The organism is Stenotrophomonas sp. YJH_SMC_16 (genome assembly GCF_059367875.1).
On the sequence record NZ_JCAFRH010000001.1, the window covers coordinates 191,492 to 213,490 of the forward strand.

The following is a 21,999-nucleotide window of genomic DNA, read 5'->3' on the forward strand; positions in this document are numbered from 1 at the left end:
GGCGCCTTACGGGCTGGTGGTCTTCTGCTGCATGGCGATGGTGACGATGCCTTCGTAGGTACCGCCCTTGGTGATCGGCGCCTGGTTGGTCTGCGCAATGCGCAGCGGCATCGGGATCGATGCGCCCGGCAGCGCGCCGTCGAACAGGTCGGAGGCGGTGAAGTCCTGTGCGGCCACGGTCAGCGCCTTGCCGTTGAGGCTGACGGTCAGTGGTACCGGGGCGCCGCTGCCATCGGTATTGAGCAGCTGCGGGGCGCTGCCGACGCGCACTTCGATGTCCTTGTCTTCGTCGTTGGAGTAGATGCGCACCTGCTGGGTCCAGGGCACCAGGCCGCTGACCGGGTTGTGGACCAGGTTCACGACGGAGTCCAGCGCGGTGCCATCGGCCTTCAGCAGGGCCAGGGTCGGGTCGACGTTGGCCCAGACCTTGATGTCGGCGTCGAACGCGTTGGCGGACAGCGAAACGGTGGCCAGCGCTGCAGCGAGCGTGGCCTTCTTCAGAATGGCGTGCATGTGTGTCTCTCTCGGACAGGGGGAATTTGAAAGCCCCCCTCCCCAAGGAGAAAGGGAGGGAGGCGCCGCCCGTGGAGGTGGTCACGGGCGACGAGAGAATGGTAGGTAGGCCTACCGCACGCAGGCCATGCAACAATTCCTAAATAGCTGGACGTTAAGAAGAATTCTTGAGGGCTTTCAATGTTTGAGGATTATGCAAATTTCCTCACGACTTGAATGCAAGAAACCTCATTGCGTTGCATTTGTAGCGTCGAGTGATACTCGACTATCGCTTGAGGCGCACCGTGTGCGCATGAGTCGAGCACGGCTCGACGCTACGTGTAGAAATCGCGAACGACCTTCAACGCGCGGGCACCACGGCGACGTGCTCCACGTCGATGTCGGTGGGCTTGAAGCGGTGCGTATCCACCTCACCGTGCAGCTCCACCACGGTGGTCGCGCTGACGGCCTGGTGGCTGGGCAGATCCTTGTCGTCGATTTCCACATCGATCTCGCCGGTGGCGTCCTTGAAGCGGTAGCGCTCGTGGCCGATCCTGGCCACCAGCGTGCCCCGCAGCACCACCGGCTGGTCGTCACGCTGGGCGCGCGCCTCGGCAACCGTGGTGACGGCATGGGTGGCGCCCGGGCCGGTGTACTGGGCAAAGGCCCCAGCGCTGAGCAGGCTCAACGTGGTGGCGATGAGCGCAAGGGTGAGTCGTCGGTTCATGGTGTTCTCCATGCAGGGATAAGTGCCCTCAGCTTCCTTCGCCTCGACTGTGACGCCCATGCAATAACTCCGAAAAGATGTGAAAACGACATCCCATGTCAGAAACCATTCATCGTGGACCCGACGCGTCTTTCAGGATCAATTCCGAGCGCATTTTCTGCGGCGTTCCGGCGTGCGCTGGGGTGTTCGCCGAGCCGGTGCGCGGAGTCGTAGTTCAGCTACCGAGGCTTGCTTTTGTAGAGTCGAGCAGGGCTCGACGCTGCACACATGCTCACGCACGACGGGATGGCATCAGGCCGCCTTACGGCGGCCTGACGGGTCCCACTCAACGATGCAATCTCAGAAGAAGATTGCGTACAGGATCAGCAGCGGAATCGGCACGCCCAACAGCCAGAGCAGAATCATTTTCATGGCAGGTCTCCTTGCATGGAATGCGGGTTACAGGTCGCGGCGGCGGCCGCCCCAGGTGGCGCTGAGGCTGGCGAAGAACGCGCCAATCAGCAGGGTGATGAACAGCCACAGCGCGGCATACGCTGCGGCCTTGCGGGCATCGTCGGCCGCCTGCTTGGCGGTGGTCTTGGCTTTCTCCAGCGCGGCACGCATGCGCGTCTGCACATCGGTCACACGGGCCTGCGCTTCGGCCTGGCTCATGCCGGTTTCGCGCGCGATGAGCTGCGACAGGTACTGGGTGTCGGCCGGGTCGAGGCCATCGCCCTGCAGGCTGTTGACGATGATGCGGTTCACTTCGGCGCGCAGTTCGCGACGGTCGCCGGCCGGTGCACGGCCCGGCATCGGGCGCGGCGGCGCCATGCCGGCCTCGCGCGGGCCCGCATTCGGTGCCGGCGGCGGAGCCGCGTTCGGATCCGACGGCGCGCCCGGCGGTGGCGGTGCCGTGGGATCGGCAGCACCGGCGTTGGTGGCATTGCGGAACAGGGAATCCACCCAATAGTTGAGGTCGCCTTCCGGTGCGGCCGCGACGGCGCTACCGGCACCTGCGGCCGCAACGCCGGCCGTGGATGCGGCAGCGCCTGCAGTGGCACCCGCCACCTTCGCGCCCGTGCCGAGCACGCCGCCGATGGCCGAGGTCAGCAGGCCCGCAGTCAGCAGCGTGGCCACGGCCCACGACACGAAGCCGTGCGCGGTATCGCGGAAATAGGTTTCATCGCCATGGATCTGCGTCCATTTGGTGCGCAGGCGGCCGGCCAAATAGCCGCCCAGACCCGATGCGGCCAGTGCGGTGAAGGTGAGCCAGGCGATGCTGGACCAGCCGAAGGTTTCCTTGCTGACGCCTTCGAACGACCACGGCGACACCGAGGAGAGGCCAAGGCCGACACCGAGGATGAGCAGGATGAGGGAGAGTGCGGCGGCAGCGGCGGCACCTGCGAAGATCGCGCCCCAGGAAACGGCGCTTTCTCTGGGAGGGGCGACGATGGGGGCGGTGACGACAGTGGCGACGTCGGGACCAAGCGGGCCGCGCTCGGGTGGGTCGAATCGGGTACTCATCGGGATGGACGCTCCATTTCAGGTGCTGCGGATGCAGCTGGCGTCCTGAGGCTGCGCGAGCGGTCGTGAAGCTGGCGAGACCCTTGAATCACGCGGTCTTGGCGCGGTGAAGCGCGTGCCAACCAAGGTTGGCACCTACCGAAGGCGGATGCGGTGGTAGATCCACGCCATGCGTGGATGGTTTTTCGCGGGCGCCGAAATCGTGCGGACCAACGGTCCGCACCTACCAGGTCCGCGCAAAAAAAAAACGCCCCGCGGATGCGGGGCGTTCTCAGCACAACCTACGCGGGCGATCAGCCCTGGTAGTCGCGCACGTCGCTGCCGGTGTAGACCTGGCGCGGACGGCCGATCTTCATTTCCGGATCAACCTGCTGTTCCAGCCAATGCGACACCCAGCCGGAGGTACGGCCCAGGGCGAACATGACGGTGAACATCTCGGTCGGGATCTGCAGCGCCTTGTAGATGATGCCGCTGTAGAAATCGACGTTCGGGTACAGCTTGCGGGCGACGAAGTACTCGTCCTGCAGCGCGGCCTGTTCCAGCTTCACGGCCACGTCCAGCAGCGGATCCTGCACGCCCAGCTGCTTGAGCACCTTGCTGGTCATCTCGCCGATGACCTTGGCGCGCGGGTCGAAGTTCTTGTAGACGCGGTGGCCGAAGCCCATCAGGCGGAAGCCGGAGGTCTTGTCCTTGGCCTTGACCACGGCGGACTCGACGTTGTCGGCAGTGCCGATCTCTTCCAGCATCTTCAGCACGGCTTCGTTGGCACCGCCGTGGGCCGGACCCCACAGCGCGGTGACGCCAGCGGCGACCGACGCGTACGGGTTGGCACCGGTCGAACCGACCAGGCGCACGGTCGAGGTCGAGGCGTTCTGCTCGTGGTCGGCGTGCAGGATGAACAGCAGGTCCAGCGCCTTGACCACGTCCGGGTTCAGATCGTACTGGCCGTCAGCCGACTCGAAGGTCTGCTTCAGGAAGCGGCTGACATAGTCCAGCGAGGTGTCCGGCTTGTTGGCCGGCAGGCCCTTGCCGTGGCGGTAGATCAGCGCCGACAGGGTCGGCACCTTGGCGATCAGGCGCACGGCGGCCTGGCGGCGCTGTTCGGCGTCGGACAGGTCCAGCGAGGCGTGATAGATGCCCGACAGCTGCGCGATTGCAGCGGTCAGGATCGCCATCGGATGGGCATCCTTGGCGAAGCTGCCGATCAGGGTGTTGATCGAATCGTCGACGTTGGCTTCGGCAGCCAGCTCATCGGTGAAGGCCTTCAGCTGCTCGGCGCTCGGGCGCTCGCCGTTGATCAGCAGGTAGGCCACTTCGACGTAGCTCGACTTTTCCGACAGCTGTTCGATCGGGTAGCCGCGGTACAGCAGCACGCCCTTGTCGCCATCGATGTAGGTGATGGCGGACTTGCAGCTGGCCGTCGCGGTGAAGCCGGAATCGTAGGTGAAATACCCCGTTTCCTTGGTCAGCTTCGCGATGTCGACGCAGTCGTTGCCAAGGGTGGGTTTGATGACGGGCAGAACGACCGACTTATCGCCGGCGTTGAGCGTGACCTGATCAAGATCGGACACTGTGTGCGCTCCTTCATGGGAAGGCGCCTGCCCAAGCGCATTGGTCAGGCACGTGAATGACGTCCTCGGCCTGTGCCGGGGATCAGGTCATTATCGCACAGCAGCATTTGCCCGGCGCTAGACAGAAGTCGTATACGACAGGCGGCCAGACGCCGGCCGTTGAGCGGCCCGGATCGGCAAAAGCGTTGTCACACGAACGCAGTGTTCCGTCCATCCAAACGCCCGTTGGGTTGGCGTTGGGGAAAAACAAACGGCCGCGCAGAGCGCGGCCGTCGGTTCGAAGCTGGATCGACAGATCAGCGCGCGTAGCGCTTCTGGAACTTGTCGATACGGCCCGAGGTGTCGATGACCTTGTGCTTGCCCGTGTAGAACGGGTGCGAAGCCGAGGAAATTTCAACCTTCACCAGCGGGTAGTCGTTGCCGTCTTCCCACTTGATGGTTTCCTTCGTCGCCATGGTCGAGCGGGTCAGGATCTTGAAATCGGAGGTGACGTCATGGAAGACGACGTCGCGGTAGTTCGGATGGATATCGGCCTTCATGGGCTCACACCGTAAATGGGCTGGTGGTCAAGAGCGGCATTATAAGCACCGGTTGCCGCTCGGGGCAACCGGTGCGGGTCAATCGGCTTCAGTCCGCGCCCAGGGCCTGGCGCACCAGGGCCTCGAAACGCTGCTGGTCGTAGGCCATCAGCAGATCGCAGTTGTCCGGCTGGCCGGTCTGGCGGTTCCAGTCGACGATGGTGGCACCGCGGCTGAACGTACCGTTCAGTTCCACGTTCAGCGGACGCGATTCCACCTGCAACTGCCCTTCCGGGTTCAGCGCCCAGGCCATGGCCACCGCATCGGCGGTGTACCAGCGGCCGCCCTTGCTGTCTTCGGACAGGCCACGGGTCTTGCGCGAGATCAGCTCGTAGAAACGGGCGCGATCGGAATCGGCCTGCAGCCACTTCTCGGCGTCCTGCAGCGGCAGGCCGTGGGCGACGGTAGCCTCCCAGTCCGACACCAGCAGGTGCTTGAACGAAGTGAACACCACGTGCGCCGCTTCCGGGTCGAAGGCGATGTTGAATTCGGCCGCCGGGGTGATGTTGCCGTGGCAGGTGACCGCGCCGCCCATCACCACGATGCGCTTGATGCGCTGTGGCAGGGTCGGGTCCAGCTTCAGTGCCAGGGCCAGGTTGGTCAGCGGGCCGAGCATCACCAGCATCAGTTCGCCGGCGTACTGGTGCGACAGGCGCAGGATGGCCAGCGCGGCGTGCTCGGCTTCGGCCTGGCGGCTCGGCGGCGGCAGGTCCACGTCGCCGTAGCCGTCACGGCCATGCACGTGGGCAGCGTCAACGGAGGGATGCAGCAGCGGATCCGGGCTGCCGGCAAACACCGGCACGTCGGCGCGGCCGACGATGTCGCAGAGCTTGAGGGCGTTGCGGACGGTGTACTCGAGGCCGACATTGCCGGCGGCGATGGTCAGGGCGACCACGTCGTGCCGTTCATCGGCGAAGGCCATCAGCAGGGCCAGGGCGTCGTCCACACCGGGGTCGGTGTCGATCAACAGCGGGATCTTGTGGGTCATCGTTGCCGTCTTCAGATCGGCAACGAAGTGTGGACCGGGTTGATGACCGTTGCAAGTACGGGGTGTTGGGGTTCTGGCAGGGCTGCGCCCTGCACCTGCAGAGGCAGGAGCAACGGCAACGGCAACAGCAACGTCGAAAGCTGGTTTCCTGGGGTATGGCGGGGTGGGTCCGGTGGCGGGGGACGCTGCAAGTACGTCCATGTAAGCTCGGTCGCCGCATCCATGCGGCTCACGCCCCCGCAACCGGACCCACCCCGCCTTCGACAGTTCTCCGCAGCTGTTAGTGGGTGTCGACCTTGGTCGACACATCCACGCGATGCGTGGATGAAGATGGAAATGATCGAAAGGCTCTCTGTAGAGTCGAGCCATGCTCGACTCACGCGCGCAGCGCGAACGGCAGCCGAGCGTAGGCTCGGCTCTACAGTAGATCCACGCCATGCGTGGATGGGCATGCCGGGAATGGGGTCAGAGCCCGTGCCTTACGCCGAGGCGTAACGCACGGCGGTGCCGATCCAGCGCTGCACCACGCGGTCGGCCAGCGTGGGTTGCTGGGCCAGCAGGCGCTCGGCCAGGTCGTGCACGCCGGGCAGCAGGCCGGCATCGCGGGCCAGGTCGGCGATGCGGAAACCGGCCAGGCCGGTCTGGCGGGTGCCGAGCAGTTCGCCGGGGCCGCGCAGCTCCAGATCCTTTTCGGCAATGACGAAACCATCGTTGGTTTCGCGCATGGTCTGCAGGCGCTCGCGTGCCATCTGCGAAAGCGGCGCCTGGTACAGCAGCACGCAGCGCGATACCGCCGAACCACGACCGACGCGGCCGCGCAGCTGGTGCAGCTGGGCCAGGCCGAGGCGCTCGGCGTTCTCGATCACCATCAGCGAGGCGTTCGGCACATCCACGCCCACTTCAATCACCGTGGTCGCCACCAGCAGATCGATGTCGCCGGCCTTGAACGCGACCATCGTCGCCAGCTTCTCGGCGGCTTTCAGGCGGCCATGCACCAGCCCCACGCGTACGCCGGGCAACAGCGCCTGCAGCGATTCGTAGGTGGCCTGCGCGGGCGTGGCATCCAGCTCTTCGCTTTCCTCGATGAGCGTGCACACCCAGTACACCTGCCGCCCTTCCTGGCAGGCCAGGGCGATGCGCTCGATCAGCTCCGGGCGACGATCGTTGTTCAATGCGACGGTCTGCACCGGGGTGCGGCCCGGCGGCAGTTCGTCGATGGCCGAGACATCCAGGTCGGCGTATTCGGACATCGCCAGCGTGCGCGGAATCGGTGTTGCGGTCATCACCAGCTGGTGCGGCACGCTGTTGCCGCCTGCGCCCTTGTCACGCAGCGCCAGCCGCTGGTGCACGCCGAAGCGATGCTGCTCGTCGACGATGGCCAGGGCCAGGTCCTGGAACACCACCGCCTCCTGCATCAGCGCGTGGGTACCCACCACCACCTGCGCTTCGCCGCTGGCGACCTGCTCCATCACCTTGGCGCGCGCCTTGCCGGTGACCTTGCCGGCCAGCCAGGCGATGCGCACGCCGAGCGGTTCCAGCCAGCCGCGCAGATTGTTGAGATGTTGTTCGGCCAGCAGCTCAGTCGGTGCTGCCAGCGCAACCTGTTTGCCCTGCTCCACCGCCAGCATCGCCGCCAGCGCGGCGACCACGGTCTTGCCGGAGCCGACATCGCCCTGCACCAGCCGCAGCATCGGGCTGGGGCGCGCGAGGTCCTCGCGGATCTGCTTGAACACGCGCGCCTGTGCGCCGGTCAGGGCGAACGGCAGCTGCTTCAGCAGCGCCTTGGCCAGCTTGCCGGGGCCGGCCAGCGGCGGCGCATGGTGCGCCTGCAGCGCGATGCGCTGGCGACGCAGGCTGAGGTGATGGGCCAGCAGTTCTTCCATCGCCAGGCGGCGCTGCGCCGGGTGCGTGCCTGCGGCCAGCGCGGCCAGATCGGCATCCGGCGGCGGCCGGTGCACGGTCAGCAGCGCGCTGCGCAGCGACGGCAGGCCGAGGCCATCGAGCCAGCCGCTGGGCAGCAGTTCCAGCGTGCCTTCCTCGGGCAGGCGGTCCAGCGCCTGGCCGATCAGCTTGCGCATGGTCATCGGGCCGACGCCTTCGACGGTGGGATACACCGGGTCGAGGCGGTCACCGAGTTCGGGATCGTCGTTGCGGCCCAGGACCTGGTAGCTGGGGTGGACGATTTCCAGGCCGAGCTGGCCCGGTTTGGGCGTGCCGAAGCAGCGCAGCCGGTTGCCGACCGCGAACTGGCCGACCTGCTGCTGGCGGAAGTGGAAGAAGCGCAGCACCAGGGTGCCCCGCCCTTCGTCTTCCACTGCCACTTTCAGCATCGGCCGGTAGCGCATGCCGCGCTCGACCGCGACCACGCGCCCTTCCACCTGCGCCGGCACGCCGTTACGCAGGTCTTCGATGCGGGTCAGCCGGGTCCGGTCTTCATAGCGCAGCGGCAGATGAAGCCAGAGATCCTGCAGGGTGGCCAGGCCACGCGCCTGCAGTTTGGCGGCCACGGCCGGACCGACGCCCGCGAGCATCGCCAGGGATGCTTCGCCGGACGGTGACAGGACCGGGGTGACCGCCGCCTTGCGTGCCACGTGGCGGTCAGTCGATGACCATCACCGCGTCGACCTCGAAGTTGGCGCCCTTCGGCAGGCCGGAGACTTCGATGGTGGAACGGGCCGGGTACGGGGCCTGGAAGTAGTCCTGCATGACCGCGTTGACCTTGGCGAACTCGCCCAGGTCGGTCAGGTACAGGCCCAGGCGCACGACCTTGTCCAGCGAGCCGCCGGCGGCTTCGGCCACGGCCTTGAGGTTGTCGAAGGCGCGGCGGGCCTGTGCTTCGACGTCACCGGCGCCGACGATGTCGCCGGTGGCCGGGTCGAGCGGGATCTGGCCGGAGAAGTACACGGTGTTGCCGGCGCGCACGGCCTGCGAGTACGGGCCGATGGCGGCGGGAGCCTTTTCGGTGTTGATGATCTGGCGGGACATGGGTCGCTCCGGTGCTTGGGGGAAAACAGAGCGGTGATTGTACCGGCTGGGCGCGGCATCGGCTGGGGTCGGATCCGTTTCCCGCCGGGAAACGGATCCGACCCCGTGCGTCGTGTGCGCGGAACATCATCCACGCATGGCGTGGACCTACTGGCGGCGTACCGACTGCACGACCGACAGGCGGCGCAGGCGGCGCATCACTTCGGCCAGGTGGTTGCGGTCGCGTACCTGGATGTTGAACGCCAGCACGGCGGCGTTGAAGTCGCGGTCCAGGTAATCCACGCGCTCGATGTTGGAATGGCTCTGCGCGATGGCGGCGGCCAGCTGCGCCAGCACGCCGGTGCCGTTCTCCACTTCCACCACCAGCGAGGTGTCGTAGTCGCCGGAAACGGTGGTGTCCCAGCCGATCGGCACCCAGCGCTCGGGCGACTTGCGCAGTTCGGCCAGGTTCGGGCAGTCCATGCGGTGCACCACGATGCCCTTGCCGGCGGTGTGGTAGCCCATGATCTCGTCGCCGGGAATCGGCTGGCAGCAGCCGGCGAAGGTGACCACGCCGCGCTCGCTGCCGTTGATCAGGATCTTTTCCTGCGAGTGGTGGCGCGAATGCGGGCCGCCACGCAGTTCGGCGTAGGCCATCAGCGCCTGCGCGGCCTGGGTCGGCATCCAGTTGCCCAGTGCGACCTCGGCCAGCAGCGCCTCCAGGCGTGGGAAACGATGCTCGGCCAGGAACGCATCCAGGCGCCCCTTCGGCAGCCGTTCCAGCGACGAATCCATCGCTTCCAGCGCGCGGTCGAGCATGCGGTGGCCCAGCTGCACGGCGTCCTCGTGCTCCAGCTGCTTGAGCTGGTGGCGGATGGCGGTGCGTGCCTTGCTGGTGACCACGAATTCCAGCCACTGCGGTTTCGGCGTGGCCGAGCGTGCGGTGATGATCTCCACCGACTGCCCCGACACCAGCTTGGTACGCAGCGGCACCAGTTTCTTGTCCACGCGCGAGGCCACGGCCATGTTGCCGACGTCGGTATGCACGGCGTAGGCGAAATCGAGCGCGGTGGAGTTGCGCGGCAGCGCCAGGATCTTGCCCTTCGGGGTGAACAGGTAGACCTCGTCCGGGAACAGGTCGACCTTGACGTTGTCGAGGAACTCCAGCGAGGAACCGGCAGCACGCTGCGAGTCGATCAGCTCGACGATCCAGGCGTGCGCACGGCTCTGCGCGCTGTTGGGTGAATCGCCGCCGAACTTGTAGGTCCAGTGCGCGGCCACGCCGCGTTCGGCGATCAGGTCCATTTCCTCGGTACGGATCTGCACTTCGATCGGCGAGCCATACGGCCCGAACAGCACCGTGTGCAGCGACTGGTAACCGTTGGCCTTGGGGATGGCGATGAAGTCGCGGAAGCGGCCATCCAGCGGTTTGAAGGTGGCATGCACCGACCCCAGCGCGTGGTAGCAGCTGGGCACGCTGCGCACGACCAGGCGGAAGCCGAACACGTCCATCACCTGGTCGAAGGATTTGTTCTCGTCGCGCATCTTGTTGTAGATGCTCCACGGCGTCTTGATGCGACTGACCAGGCGGTGCTCGATGCCTTCCTTCGCCAGCCGCTGCGACAGCTGTACTTCCACCTGCGCCAGCGCTTCACGGCGTACCACCGGCTGGCTGCGGATGTGCTTTTCCAGGATCGCGTGGCGCCACGGATACAGCGCCTTGAAGCCGAGGTTCTGCAGCTCGCTCTTGACCAGGCTCATGCCCAGGCGCTGGGCGATGGGCGCGTAGATCTCCAGCGTCTCGCGGGCGATGCGGCCGCGCGCTTCGCGGCTCTGCGCGCCCAGCGTGCGCATGTTGTGCAGGCGATCGGCCAGCTTGATCATGATCACGCGCAGGTCGCGCGACATTGCCAGCAGCATCTTGCGGAAGCTCTCGGCGGCCGCTTCCTGGCGGTCGCGGAACTTCAGCTTGTCCAGCTTGGTCACGCCGTCGACCAGTTCGGCCACGGCTTCGCCGAACTCGGCAGCCAGCGCCTCACGGGTCAGCGGGGTGTCTTCGATGGTGTCGTGCAGGATCGCGGCGATCAGCGCTTCCACGTCCAGGCCGAGCTCGGCCAGCACCTGGGCCACGGCCACCGGATGGGTGATATAGGGCTCGCCCGACTTGCGCGTCTGCCCAGCGTGCGCGGCGGCTCCGACTTCCCAGGCGCGGCGCAACAGCGGCAGCTGTTCCGGCGGCAGGTAATGGGCGGCGCGTTCAAGCTGGAGGACGTAGTCGGGTACGGCGGCAGCGGGGGCTGCGGCGACCTTGGCAGTGGGGCCTGGGTTCATGCCCGAAGCCTATTCCAGCGCGACGTTTACGGCAAATCCTGAATGCGAAACAGCCCGCACGGGGCGGGCTGTTCGGCGATCCAGCAATGACGTTGATCGATGCGATCAATCGTCGTTCTTGGACATGTCTTCGTCGGCGACCACTTCGGCGGCGGCCCACTCCAGCGCTTCGCGCTCGGCGCGCTCACGCTCGGCCTTCTCGACTTCGTCGATCAGCGCGTTGTCGATCTTGCGGGCGGCGATTTCGCGCAGCGCCAGCACGGTCGGCTTGTCCTCGGTCTCGCTGTTGTCCAGCGTGGCCTGCACGCCGTTGGCGAGCTGGCGGGCACGCTTGGAAGCCATCATGACCAGTTCGAAACGGTTGTTAACGACTTCCAGGCAATCTTCTACGGTGATGCGGGCCATACGGGCTCCCGGCGACCGGTCGGCCGCTCAGTCGAATGAGGGAAAGGGGACGGAGTGTACTGGCAGGGGCTGGACAAAATCAAGCCAACCCTCACCCGATTCTTTTGGAATCAGTCAGTTGCGCCCGAATCAGGGGTCAACAGGGCCTGGATCAGGCCGGCGTGGCGGACCTTCTGGGCCTCCCGGCGCAGGCGGCTGGCGGTGAAGATGGCGCACAGCTCGTCGACGGCGGTGTCGAACACCTCGTTGACGATGACGTAGTCGAACTCGTTGAAGTGCAGCATCTCGTCACGGGCCGCGCCCAGGCGCTGGGCGATGACCGCCTCGCTGTCCTGGCCGCGCTTGCGCATGCGGTCCTGCAGGGCCTGCTTGGACGGCGGCAGGATGAACACGGTGACCGTGCCCGGCACCAGCTGGCGCACCTGCTGTGCGCCCTGCCAGTCGATCTCCAGCAGCACGTCCTGGCCGGCGGCCAGCTGCGGTTCAACTGATTGGCGGGCGGTGCCCTTCCAGTCGCCATGCACCCAGGCATGCTCGAAGAAGTCGCCGGCGGCGATCATTTCCTCGAACTTTTCCGCAGAGACGAAATGGTAGTGCTGGCCGTTCACTTCACCCGGGCGCATCGCACGCGAGGTGAAGGAGATCGACAGGGCGATCTGCGGGTCACGCGCCAGGGTGGCATTGACGATGCTGCTCTTGCCGGCACCGGACGGGGCGGCAACGATGTACAGCGTGCCGCGCGCAACGGCCTCCGACGGCTTCGACGGTGCGCTCATGCGGGGGATCCAACGGGTTGATTTCGCAAAATTTTTCCTCGATGTTCCAGATCCGGCGCGGAGGATCGCGCCAGGACGGCGGGGGCTGCGCGGAACATCCTGGAACCAGGCCCGGCAGACGCTTTCCCCGGGGTGCGGGCACGCAACTTTACCAGAGCCGCCCCGTTGCGCGCCCGCCCGGCAGGCGCCGGGCCTTGTGCCACATGGGCGTGCGGGGGCCTGTGCTATAACCGGGCCGTACCCAACGACAGCCCGGAGGCCTGCGCCTCCCCGCCATCCCAGGAGAACGGCATGCCATCGATGAGCCGCCGCCAGTTCCTGAAAGTGACCGGGACAACCCTGGTCGGCTCCAGTCTGGCACTGATGGGCTTCGCGCCCGGCATCGCGCTCGCGGAGGTCAGGCAGTACAAGCTGACCCGCGCGACCGAGACCCGCAACACCTGTACCTACTGTTCGGTGGCCTGCGGCATCCTGATGTACAGCCTCGGCGATGGCGCCAAGAACGCCGAGCCGAGCATCTTCCATATCGAAGGCGACCCGGACCATCCGGTCAACCGCGGCACGCTGTGCCCGAAGGGTGCCGGCCTGGCCGACATCATCCACAGCAAGTCGCGCCTGCTCTACCCCGAGTACCGCGCGCCGGGCTCGAACGAGTGGAAGCGGCTGAGCTGGGACGATGCGCTGGACCGCATCGCACGGCTGATGAAGGACGACCGCGATGCCAACTTCGTGCAGAAGAACGAAGCCGGGCAGACGGTCAACCGCTGGCTGACCACCGGCATGCTGGCGGCCTCGGCCACCAGCAATGAAACCGCGGTGCTGACCCACAAGGTCGTGCGCTCCCTTGGCATGTTGGCATTCGACAACCAGGCACGTGTCTGACACGGCCCGACGGTGGCAGGTCTTGCCCCGACGCTAGGCCGTGGTGCGATGACGAATCACTGGGTCGACATCAAGAATGCCGACCTGATCCTGATCATGGGTGGCAATGCCGCCGAGGCGCACCCGTGCGGGTTCAAATGGGTGACCGAGGCCAAGGCACACAACAAGGCCCGGCTGATCGTGGTCGATCCGCGCTTCAACCGCTCGGCCGCGGTGGCCGACGTGTACGCGCCGATCCGCACCGGTACCGACATCGTGTTCCTGGGCGGCCTGATCAACTACCTGTTGACCGAGGACCGCATCCAGCACGAGTACGTGCTGAACTACACCGACATGTCGTTCCTGGTGAAGGACGAGTTCGCCTTCAAGGACGGCCTGTATTCGGGCTACAACGAAGAAAAGCGCAGCTACGACCGTTCCAGCTGGGACTACGCCTACGGTGACGATGGCTTCGTGCGCAGCGACCCGACGCTGAAGGACCCGCGCTGCGTCTACACCCTGCTCAAGCAGCACTACGCGCGCTATACCGTGGAGATGGTCGAACGCATCTGCGGCACGCCGGCCGACAGCATCCGGCAGGTCTGGGAGATGATCGCGTCCACCGCCGGCAAGGACAAGGCGATGACCATCCTGTACGCGCTGGGCTGGACGCAGCACTCGGTGGGTGCGCAGAACGTGCGCGCCGGCACCATGGTGCAGTTGCTGCTGGGCAACATCGGCGTGGCCGGTGGTGGCATGAACGCGCTGCGCGGGCATTCCAACATCCAGGGCCTGACCGACATCGGCCTGATGTCCGACCTGCTGCCCGGCTACCTGACGCTGCCGAAGCAGGACGAGCAGGACTACGACGCCTACATCGCCACGCGCACGCAGAAGCCGCTGCGCGCCAACCAGATGTCGTTCTGGCAGAACTACCCGAAGTTCCACGTCAGCCTGATGAAGTCGTGGTGGGGCGATGCTGCCACCGCCGACAACAACTGGTGCTTCGACCATCTGCCCAAGCTGGACAAGCCGTACGACATGCTGCAGGCGTACGAGCTGATGAACGAAGGCAAGATCCACGGCTACATCTGCCAGGGCTTCAATCCGCTGGCCTCGGCGCCGAACAAGGGCAAGCTGATCAGTGCGTTCTCCAAGCTGAAGTTCATGGTCAGCATGGACCCGCTGGAAACCGAGACCATCGCCTTCTGGCAGAACCACGGTGCGCTGAACGACGTCGACCCGAGCACGATCCAGACCGAAGTGTTCCGGCTGCCGACCACCTCCTTCGCCGAGGAGAACGGCGCGGTGGTGAACTCCTCGCGCTGGCTGCAGTGGCACTGGAAGGGTGCCAATCCGCCGGGCGAAGCGCGCAGCGACATCGAGATCATGTCCGAGCTGTTCCATCGCATCAAAGCGATGTACGAGAAGGACGGCGGCGCGTGGTGGGAGCCGGTGCGCGACCTGGCTTGGAAGTATTCCAACCCGGAACTGCCGACGCCGGAAGAACTGGCGATGGAATACAACGGCAAGGCGCTGGCCGATGTGTTCGATCCGAAGGACCCGACCAAACTGGTGCGCAAGGCCGGCGAGCAGCTGGCTGCGTTCGGCGACCTGCGCGACGACGGCAGCACCTCCTCTGGCTGCTGGATCTACATCGGTGCCTGGGGCCCGACCGGCAACATGATGGCGCGGCGTGACAACAGCGACCCCACCGGCATCGGCAACACGCTGGGCTGGGCCTGGGCGTGGCCAGCCAACCGGCGCGTCATGTACAACCGCGCTTCGTGCGACGTGGCCGGGCAGCCGTTCGATCCGCGGCGCACCCTGCTGGCCTGGAACGGGAAGAACTGGGGCAGCGTGGACGTGCCGGACTTCAAGGCCGACGAAGACCCGGCCGGTGGCATGGGCCCGTTCATCATGAACCCGGAAGGCATCGCGCGCTTCTTCGCCAAGGCCGGCATGGCCGAAGGCCCGTTCCCGGAGCACTACGAACCGTTCGATACCCCGCTGCGCAGCAACCCGCTCAGCCCGGGCCAGGCGCAGACGCTCAACAACCCGGCCGCGCGCGTGTTCGCCAGCGACCGTGCCCAGATCGGTTCGCCGGACGAGTTCCCGCACGTGGCCACTACCTACCGCCTGACCGAGCATTTCCACTTCTGGACCAAGCACGGCAAGCTCAACGCCATCATCCAGCCCGAACAGTTCGTCGAAATCGGTGCTGCACTGGCCGACGAGCTGGGCATCAACAACGGCAGCCGCGTGCGCGTGAGTTCCAAGCGCGGCCATATCGAAGCCGTTGCGATGGTGACCAAGCGCATCAAGGCCCTGCAGATCGATGGAAAGACCGTGCACCAGGTGGGCATTCCGATCCACTGGGGTTTCCTCGGTGCGGCCAAACCCGGCTACATCGCCAATACGCTGACCAACGCCATCGGTGACGGCAACTCGCAGACGCCCGAATCGAAGTGCATCCTGGTCAAGGTCGAGAAGGTGTAGGAGACACGCCATGTCACTGCAATCGCTGGACATCATCCGCCGCTCGGCCACCACCACGCCCTCGCCGGAAGCGCGCGGTGCGCACACCGGCCAGGTCGCCAAGCTGATCGACGTGAGCAAATGCATCGGCTGCAAGGCCTGCCAGGTCGCGTGCATGGAGTGGAACGACCTGCGCGACGAAGTGGGCAGCTGCGTTGGCAGCTATGACAATCCGCCGGACCTCAGCGACCAGTCGTGGACGGTGATGAAGTTCCGCGAGTACGAGGACGAGAAGGGCAAGCTGGAGTGGCTGATCCGCAAGGAAGGCTGCATGCACTGCAGCGATCCGGGCTGCCTGAAGGCCTGCCCATCGCCCGGCGCAATCATCCAGTACGCCAACGGCATCGTCGACTTCCAGGAAGAAAACTGCATCGGCTGCGGTTACTGCGTGACCGGTTGCCCGTTCGACGTGCCGCGCATTTCCAAGAAGGACCACAAGGCCTATAAATGCACGCTGTGTTCGGACCGGGTGGCGGTGGGCCAGGAACCGGCCTGCGTGAAGACCTGCCCGACCGGCGCGATCACCTTCGGCAGCAAGCAGGCGATGACCGAACATGCGGCCGGCCGTGTGGAAGACCTGAAATCGCGCGGCTACGAGAACGCCGGCCTGTACGACCCACAGGGCGTGGGTGGCACCCACGTGATGTACGTGCTGCAGCATGTGGACAAACCCGAGCTGTACGCCGATCTGCCCAAGGACCCACGCATCAGCCCGATGGTGGAGGTCTGGAAGGGCGTGGCCAAGCCGCTGGGCGTGCTGGCGATCGCCGCCACCGCCTTCGCCGGCTTCCTGCATTACATCGGCATCGGCCGCAACACGGTCAATGACGAGGAAGAAGAGGAAGCCGAACACGAGGCGAAGCAGATCGAAGAGGAGCAGCGGCCATGAAGTACGCCCCGCACCCGCGCCAGATCATCCGCTACCGTGCGCCGACCCGCATCAATCACTGGATCGTGGCGATCTGCTTCGTGCTGACCGCGCTGTCCGGGTTGGCGTTGTTCCACCCTGCTCTGTTCCCTTTGACCCAGCTGTTCGGTGGTGGACCGTGGACGCGCATCCTGCACCCGTTCGTTGGCCTGGCCATGGTGGTGGGCTTTGCCTTTCTGGCCTTCCGCATGTGGCGCGACAACCTGCCGACCGCCGACGACCGCGCGTGGATGCGCGGCATGCGCGATGTACTGCGCAACGAGGATGAGAAGCTGCCACCGGTGGGCCGTTTCAATGCCGGCCAGAAGCTGTTGTTCTGGGCCATCATCGGATGCCTGTCGGCGCTGCTGCTGACCGGCTTCGTGATCTGGCGGCAGTACTTCAGCCACTTCTTCCCGATCGGGGTGATCCGCTTCTCGGTACTTGCCCATGCGCTGTTCGGCTGGGTGCTGATCTGCGCGATCGTGGTGCACATCTATGCGGCGATCTGGATCAAAGGGTCGGTGCGGGCGATGACCCAGGGCAAGGTGACCTACGGGTGGGCGTACAAGCATCACCGGCAGTGGTTCCGGGACATCCTGCGCGGGCGCCGGGAAGAGGGGTAGCGGCAGGGCCTGCGGCCCTGCACCCGCAGAGGCAACGTCAACGTCAACGTCAAAAGCTGGCTTCCTGAGGGGTGGCCGGGTGGGTCCGGTTGCGGGGGACGCCGTAAACCCGTCCTTGGGGGCTTGGCCGCGGCATCCATGCCGCGGACACCCCCGCAACCGGACCCACCCCGCCTTCGACAGTTTCCCGCTGCTGTCGGAATGGCATGAGCTGCTCTTGGTGGGTGTCGACCTTGGTCGACACGATGAACATGGCAACGACCGAAACCGGTTTTTGTAGAGTCGAGCCATGCTCGACTGCTTTGCTCGACTGCGTTGTTTGAACACGCTGGACGCCAGCGACGACAACGGCGAGGATGGAGGCTGGTTCTTCTGGCTGGCCCTGCATGGCGCAACGCATCCTTGAACCCGGTGAGATCGAGACACTGGCCTCGCGCGATGTTCCGCGCATCATCCTGCCCGATGTCGCTTCCCTGTTCGCCGAGCGCGCGACGCGCCTGCGCAGCCTGGCTGCGCACAGTGCCATCGGCGGTTACCTGCAGCTGCTGGCGGCGTTGGCCGATGCACAGCAGGCGCTGCTGAACGAGCTGACACCACAGCAACGCGAGACGCTGCAGTCGCAGGCACGTGCGCAGCAGTCGAGTGCGGCGGCCGGTGCCGGCATGCCGTTGCGGCCGGCCAACACGCTTCAACTTGATGGACGCTGGCGCGACTGGCTGCGCACGCTGTGCCAGCACTGTGCCGACGAAGCCGGGCTGCCGGCGGAAACCCGCCAGGAGCTGCAGCGCGTCGCCGCTGCCGACGATGCCTGGCTGGAGGCGCAGGCCCATGCCGTGCTGGAGCGTGATGATGCGCCATCGGTGGACGCGGTCGCGGCGCTGCTGGTGATGAACGCACTGCAGGTCTACTGGGCGGTGCTGGCGGACAGCTTCCGCTCCACCGACCTGAAACCGCTGGCCGATGCACCCGGCCTGTGCCCGTTGTGCGGCTCGCTACCAGTGGTCAGCGTGGTGCAGGCACGCCCACCCTATGCGTCCTACCGTTACCTGTCGTGCTCGCTGTGCGCGTGCCAGTGGCACTACGTGCGCGTGCAGTGCAGCCAGTGTGGCACCGCCGGCAAGGACATCGCCTACCGCGCCCTGGCCGATGTGGATGGCGACAGCGGCGAGGCCGTGCGCGAGAGCGCGGTCCGTGCCGAGACCTGCGACCACTGCCACAGCTACCGCAAGATCCTGTACCTGGAAAAGGATCCCTCACTGGAACCGGTCGCCGATGACCTCGGCACGTTGGCGCTGGACCTGCTGCTGGGCGAAGAAGGTTATGCGCGCGCCAGCCAGAATCCGCTGCTGTGGCAATCCGACGGCGAGTGAGGCGATGACAGCCACGCCCTCCACCCCGGCATCGGTTTCCGCGCTGCCCTCGCTGGACCGGTTGCTGCGTCTGCCTGCCTTGGCAGCACTGATCGAGGGCCACGGCCGCAGCCGCATCACCCAGCTGCTGCGTTCGCACCTGCAGGTGCTGCGCGACCGTATCAGCGCCGGCCAGCTTTCGGCCGCGCAGCTGCAGGAAGCGGTTGGCGGTCCGGCGCTGGTCGCGGCGATCGAGTCCGCACTGGCGGCCGATGCCCGGCTGGATCTGCAGCCGATGTTCAATCTGACCGGCACCGTACTGCACACCAATCTCGGGCGCGCATTGCTCCCCGATGCCGCCGTGCACGCGGTCAGCCGCGCGATGACCGCGCCGGTGGATCTGGAGTTCGACGTCATCCGTGGTCGTCGCGGCGACCGCGATGCACGGGTGCAGGCATTGATCTGCGAACTGACCGGCGCTGAAGCCGCCACCGTGGTCAACAACAATGCGGCGGCGGTCCTGCTGCTGCTCAACAGCCTGGCCAACCGCCGCGACGTGGTGGTGTCGCGCGGCGAACTGGTGGAGATCGGTGGCGCCTTCCGCATTCCCGACGTGATGCGCAGCGCCGGTGCGCGACTGCTGGAAGTGGGCACCACCAACCGCACCCATCCGGCTGACTTCGCCAACGCCATCGGCGCGCGCACCGCACTGCTGATGGAGGTGCACGCCAGCAACTACGCGATCACCGGCTTCACCGCCAAGGTCGACACCGCGGCGATGGCGGCAATCGCGCACGAACATGGCCTGCCGCTGGTGGTGGACCTGGGCAGTGGCAGCCTGTGCGATCTGGCCACGTTCGGCCTGCCGCACGAGCCCACTGTGCAGGAAACGCTGGCAGCCGGCGCCGATCTGGTTTCGTTCAGTGGCGACAAGCTGCTGGGTGGGCCTCAGGCCGGCATCATCGCCGGCCGCGCCGACCTGATCGCGCGGATCAACCGCAACCCGCTCAAGCGCGCGCTGCGCATGGACAAGATGGGCCTGGCTGCGCTGGAAGGGGTGCTGGCCCTGTACCGCGAACCGGAGCTGCTGGCACAGCGCCTACCGACCCTGCGCACGCTGTCGCGCACGCAGGACGACATCGATGCGCAGGCCCAGCGCCTGCTGCAGCCGATGCGTGCCTCGCTGGCGGCGGACTACACCCTCGAGCCTGCTTCGATGCACAGCCAGATCGGCAGCGGCGCGCAGCCACAGGCGCAGCTTGCCAGCGCCGGACTGCGCATTGCCAGCGCACGCCGTGGCGGACTGGATCGCCTGGCCAAGCGCTTGCGTCAGCTACCGCGCCCGGTGCTGGGCCGCATTGCCGATGACGCGTTGTGGCTGGACCTGCGCTGCCTGGAACCCGGGGACGAAGCGGCCTTCCTCGCCCAATGGAGCGCGCTGCAGGCATGATCGTCGGCACCGCCGGGCATATCGACCATGGCAAGACCAGCCTGGTACGCGCACTGACCGGCATCGAAACCGATCGCCTGCAGGAAGAGCGTACGCGCGGCATTTCGATCGAACTGGGCTACGCCTATGTTCCGGTGGAAAGCAGGGACGTCGAAGGCCCGGCCGCGATGCTGGGCTTCGTCGACGTTCCGGGCCATGAGCGCTTCGTGCACACGATGGTGGCCGGCGCCACGGGTATCGATGTCGCCCTGCTGGTGATCGCTGCCGACGACGGCGTGATGCCACAGACCCGCGAGCATCTGGCCATCCTGCAACTGCTGGGCGTCGACCGTGGTGCGGTGGCGCTGACCAAAATCGACCGTGTGGATGTAGCGCGCATCGCCCGGGTCGAGATCGAGATCGCTGCGCTGCTGGCCGCGACACCGTTGCAGGATTCTCCTCTGTTCGCCTGCAACAGCACCGCACCCGACGATGCCGGCATCAGCGCACTGCGTACCCAGCTGCACGCGTGGGCGGCGGACGACGCCAGCGCGCGCCAGGCCGAACTGCGCAGCGAGCTGTTCCGCATGCCGGTGGACCGCGTGTTCTCGCTGGCCGGCCACGGCACGCTGGTGACCGGCGCGGTACATGGTGGCATCGCCTTGGTGGGTGAGCATCTGCAGCTGATGCCGGCCGCCACTGAAATACGCATACGCAGCATCCACGCGCAGAACCAGGCCAGCGACCACGCGATGGCCGGGCAGCGCTGCGCGTTGAACCTGGCAGCCATCGCCCGTGACGACATCCGCCGTGGCGACTGGATCGCCGACCCGCGCGCACTGCTGCCCACCACCCGCGTTGATGTGCGGCTGCGGCTGTCCGCGTTGGCCGCACCGTTGCGCGACTGGGCGCCGCTGCATGTCCACTGGGGCACGATGCACCGGCAGGCCCATGTGGTGCTGCTGGAAGATCGTGACCACGGCAATGGACAGCTCGTGCAGCTGGTGTTCGACGCGCCGGTCTGCGCGATGTGCGGCGATCGCTTCATTGCCCGCGACTCGGCGGCAACCCGTACGCTGGGCGGCGGTGTGGTACTCGATCCGGACCCGCCACAGCGGCGGCGGCGCAGCCCTGCACGCCTGGCGTGGCTGGTGGCGCTGGAACAGCTGGCCACCAGCGCAGATGTTGGCCCGCTGCTTCAGCAGGCGGCCACCGGAATTCCATTGGCCGCACTGCAGCGCTACTGCCGGCGCGCCGCCGACCGGATCGATCTTCCTGCAGGCGCACAGCGCATCGCCACCCGCGACGACACGGTGGTCATCCTCGCTGCGCACTGGCAGGTGCTACGCGAACAGGTAATCGCCTCACTGCGTGGCTGGCATGAACGACGCCCTGACGAACCCGGTGTCGACAGCGGGCGCCTGCAACGCAGCACCCTGCCTGCACTGGCAACGAGCCTGTGGAACGCGCTTCTCCAGGACCTGCTGGACGACGGCAGCGTGCAGCGCGTGGGCGCCTGGTGGCGCCTGCCCGGCCATGACCATGCGCCACCGGAACGCGAGCGTCTGCTGCTGGAACGCGTGCTGCCGCAACTGCACGCCGGTGGCTTCGATCCGCCGTGGGTGCGCACCCTGGCCGCCGACATCGGCCTGGCCGAAGACGAGGTCCGCGCCGTCCTGCGCCGCGCCACCACACGTGGCGAACTGTTCCAGGTGGTACCGGACCTGTTCTATGCACCGGCCCGCATTGCCGAGCTGGCCACGATCGTCGCGCAGCTGTCGCAGGCCAGCGGCGCGGTGGATGCGGCCGCTTTCCGCGATGCCATCGGCCTGGGCCGCAAGCGCAGCATCCAGATCTTGGAGTTCTTCAATCGCGTTGGCTACACTCGACGCGTCGGTGACCAGCATCGGCCGCGTGGCGACCTGCAGTGGAACGCAGCCCGCGACTGAGCCCA

17 protein-coding genes are annotated in these 21,999 nt (G+C 66.4%); 6 read left to right on the plus strand and 11 right to left on the minus strand.

Going from position 1 to position 21,999, the window contains the following annotated elements; genetic code table 11:
- Positions 1 to 6: 6 nt before the first annotated feature.
- From AC5P6E_RS00815 to gmk, 11 genes are all read right to left on the minus strand, one after another.
- On the minus strand, positions 7 to 513 hold the full coding sequence (locus AC5P6E_RS00815; protein ID WP_019338759.1) for a CS1 type fimbrial major subunit: 507 nt from the start codon (positions 511 to 513) through the stop codon (positions 7 to 9).
- A 340-nt stretch (positions 514 to 853) separates the two neighbouring features.
- Positions 854 to 1,219, minus strand: coding sequence for a NirD/YgiW/YdeI family stress tolerance protein (locus tag AC5P6E_RS00820; RefSeq protein WP_029550882.1), 366 nt, complete (start codon positions 1,217 to 1,219; stop codon positions 854 to 856).
- A 438-nt stretch (positions 1,220 to 1,657) separates the two neighbouring features.
- Positions 1,658 to 2,722: a hypothetical protein gene (locus AC5P6E_RS00825; protein ID WP_191863576.1), complete on the minus strand. Its 1,065-nt coding sequence runs from the start codon at positions 2,720 to 2,722 to the stop codon at positions 1,658 to 1,660.
- 293 nt (positions 2,723 to 3,015) lie between these two features.
- Positions 3,016 to 4,293, minus strand: coding sequence for a citrate synthase (locus AC5P6E_RS00830; RefSeq protein ID WP_019338763.1), 1,278 nt, complete (start codon positions 4,291 to 4,293; stop codon positions 3,016 to 3,018).
- Between the two features lie 296 nt (positions 4,294 to 4,589).
- Positions 4,590 to 4,832: a type B 50S ribosomal protein L31 gene (locus AC5P6E_RS00835; protein WP_010484049.1), complete on the minus strand. Its 243-nt coding sequence runs from the start codon at positions 4,830 to 4,832 to the stop codon at positions 4,590 to 4,592.
- Between the two features lie 88 nt (positions 4,833 to 4,920).
- Positions 4,921 to 5,859 (minus strand): nucleoside hydrolase, encoded by a 939-nt coding sequence (locus AC5P6E_RS00840; RefSeq protein ID WP_019338764.1) that lies wholly within the window; start codon positions 5,857 to 5,859, stop codon positions 4,921 to 4,923.
- Positions 5,860 to 6,338: 479 nt separating this feature from the next.
- On the minus strand, positions 6,339 to 8,450 hold the full coding sequence (gene recG, locus AC5P6E_RS00845) for an ATP-dependent DNA helicase RecG (RefSeq protein WP_019338766.1): 2,112 nt from the start codon (positions 8,448 to 8,450) through the stop codon (positions 6,339 to 6,341).
- A 7-nt stretch (positions 8,451 to 8,457) separates the two neighbouring features.
- Positions 8,458 to 8,844, minus strand: coding sequence for a RidA family protein (locus AC5P6E_RS00850; RefSeq protein WP_005410875.1), 387 nt, complete (start codon positions 8,842 to 8,844; stop codon positions 8,458 to 8,460).
- A gap of 147 nt (positions 8,845 to 8,991) precedes the next feature.
- A complete protein-coding gene (locus AC5P6E_RS00855; protein WP_010484045.1) occupies positions 8,992 to 11,154 on the minus strand; it encodes a RelA/SpoT family protein in 2,163 nt (720 codons plus the stop codon).
- Positions 11,155 to 11,259: 105 nt separating this feature from the next.
- Entirely contained in the window at positions 11,260 to 11,559 is a 300-nt protein-coding gene (gene rpoZ, locus AC5P6E_RS00860) for a DNA-directed RNA polymerase subunit omega (RefSeq protein WP_005410877.1), read from the minus strand.
- Positions 11,560 to 11,669: 110 nt separating this feature from the next.
- On the minus strand, positions 11,670 to 12,335 hold the full coding sequence (gene gmk, locus AC5P6E_RS00865) for a guanylate kinase (RefSeq protein WP_010484044.1): 666 nt from the start codon (positions 12,333 to 12,335) through the stop codon (positions 11,670 to 11,672).
- Positions 12,336 to 12,626: 291 nt separating this feature from the next.
- On the opposite strand from gmk, the gene fdnG reads away from it, so the two are divergent.
- From fdnG to selB, 6 genes are all read left to right on the plus strand, one after another.
- On the plus strand, positions 12,627 to 15,695 hold the full coding sequence (gene fdnG, locus AC5P6E_RS00870) for a formate dehydrogenase-N subunit alpha (RefSeq protein ID WP_495230608.1): 3,069 nt from the start codon (positions 12,627 to 12,629) through the stop codon (positions 15,693 to 15,695).
- Positions 15,696 to 15,705: 10 nt separating this feature from the next.
- Positions 15,706 to 16,623 carry a formate dehydrogenase subunit beta gene (gene fdxH / locus AC5P6E_RS00875; RefSeq protein WP_019338770.1) on the plus strand — a complete coding sequence of 306 codons (918 nt, stop codon included), beginning with the start codon at positions 15,706 to 15,708 and terminating at the stop codon, positions 16,621 to 16,623.
- Entirely contained in the window at positions 16,620 to 17,267 is a 648-nt protein-coding gene (locus AC5P6E_RS00880; RefSeq protein WP_019338771.1) for a formate dehydrogenase subunit gamma, read from the plus strand. The genes fdxH and AC5P6E_RS00880 overlap by 4 nt, the downstream gene beginning before the upstream one ends.
- 386 nt (positions 17,268 to 17,653) lie before the next feature.
- On the plus strand, positions 17,654 to 18,637 hold the full coding sequence (gene fdhE / locus AC5P6E_RS00885) for a formate dehydrogenase accessory protein FdhE (protein WP_495230610.1): 984 nt from the start codon (positions 17,654 to 17,656) through the stop codon (positions 18,635 to 18,637).
- 4 nt (positions 18,638 to 18,641) lie between these two features.
- Entirely contained in the window at positions 18,642 to 20,066 is a 1,425-nt protein-coding gene (gene selA / locus AC5P6E_RS00890) for an L-seryl-tRNA(Sec) selenium transferase (RefSeq protein WP_313270173.1), read from the plus strand.
- Positions 20,063 to 21,994: a selenocysteine-specific translation elongation factor gene (gene selB, locus AC5P6E_RS00895; protein ID WP_313270171.1), complete on the plus strand. Its 1,932-nt coding sequence runs from the start codon at positions 20,063 to 20,065 to the stop codon at positions 21,992 to 21,994. The genes selA and selB overlap by 4 nt, the downstream gene beginning before the upstream one ends.
- Positions 21,995 to 21,999: the final 5 nt, after the last annotated feature.

What these genes read in the sequence shown, in the direction of transcription:
- AC5P6E_RS00815 (WP_019338759.1), bottom strand. Translation starts at nt 513, where the DNA reads ATGCACGCCATTCTGAAGAAGGCCACGCTCGCTGCAGCGCTGGCCACC.
- AC5P6E_RS00820 (WP_029550882.1), bottom strand. Translation starts at nt 1,219, where the DNA reads ATGAACCGACGACTCACCCTTGCGCTCATCGCCACCACGTTGAGCCTG.
- AC5P6E_RS00825 (WP_191863576.1), bottom strand. Translation starts at nt 2,722, where the DNA reads ATGAGTACCCGATTCGACCCACCCGAGCGCGGCCCGCTTGGTCCCGAC.
- AC5P6E_RS00835 (WP_010484049.1), bottom strand. Translation starts at nt 4,832, where the DNA reads ATGAAGGCCGATATCCATCCGAACTACCGCGACGTCGTCTTCCATGAC.
- AC5P6E_RS00840 (WP_019338764.1), bottom strand. Translation starts at nt 5,859, where the DNA reads ATGACCCACAAGATCCCGCTGTTGATCGACACCGACCCCGGTGTGGAC.
- AC5P6E_RS00850 (WP_005410875.1), bottom strand. Translation starts at nt 8,844, where the DNA reads ATGTCCCGCCAGATCATCAACACCGAAAAGGCTCCCGCCGCCATCGGC.
- AC5P6E_RS00855 (WP_010484045.1), bottom strand. Translation starts at nt 11,154, where the DNA reads ATGAACCCAGGCCCCACTGCCAAGGTCGCCGCAGCCCCCGCTGCCGCC.
- rpoZ (WP_005410877.1), bottom strand. Translation starts at nt 11,559, where the DNA reads ATGGCCCGCATCACCGTAGAAGATTGCCTGGAAGTCGTTAACAACCGT.
- gmk (WP_010484044.1), bottom strand. Translation starts at nt 12,335, where the DNA reads ATGAGCGCACCGTCGAAGCCGTCGGAGGCCGTTGCGCGCGGCACGCTG.
- fdxH (WP_019338770.1), top strand. Translation starts at nt 15,706, where the DNA reads ATGTCACTGCAATCGCTGGACATCATCCGCCGCTCGGCCACCACCACG.
- AC5P6E_RS00880 (WP_019338771.1), top strand. Translation starts at nt 16,620, where the DNA reads ATGAAGTACGCCCCGCACCCGCGCCAGATCATCCGCTACCGTGCGCCG.
- fdhE (WP_495230610.1), top strand. Translation starts at nt 17,654, where the DNA reads ATGGCGCAACGCATCCTTGAACCCGGTGAGATCGAGACACTGGCCTCG.
- selA (WP_313270173.1), top strand. Translation starts at nt 18,642, where the DNA reads ATGACAGCCACGCCCTCCACCCCGGCATCGGTTTCCGCGCTGCCCTCG.
- selB (WP_313270171.1), top strand. Translation starts at nt 20,063, where the DNA reads ATGATCGTCGGCACCGCCGGGCATATCGACCATGGCAAGACCAGCCTG.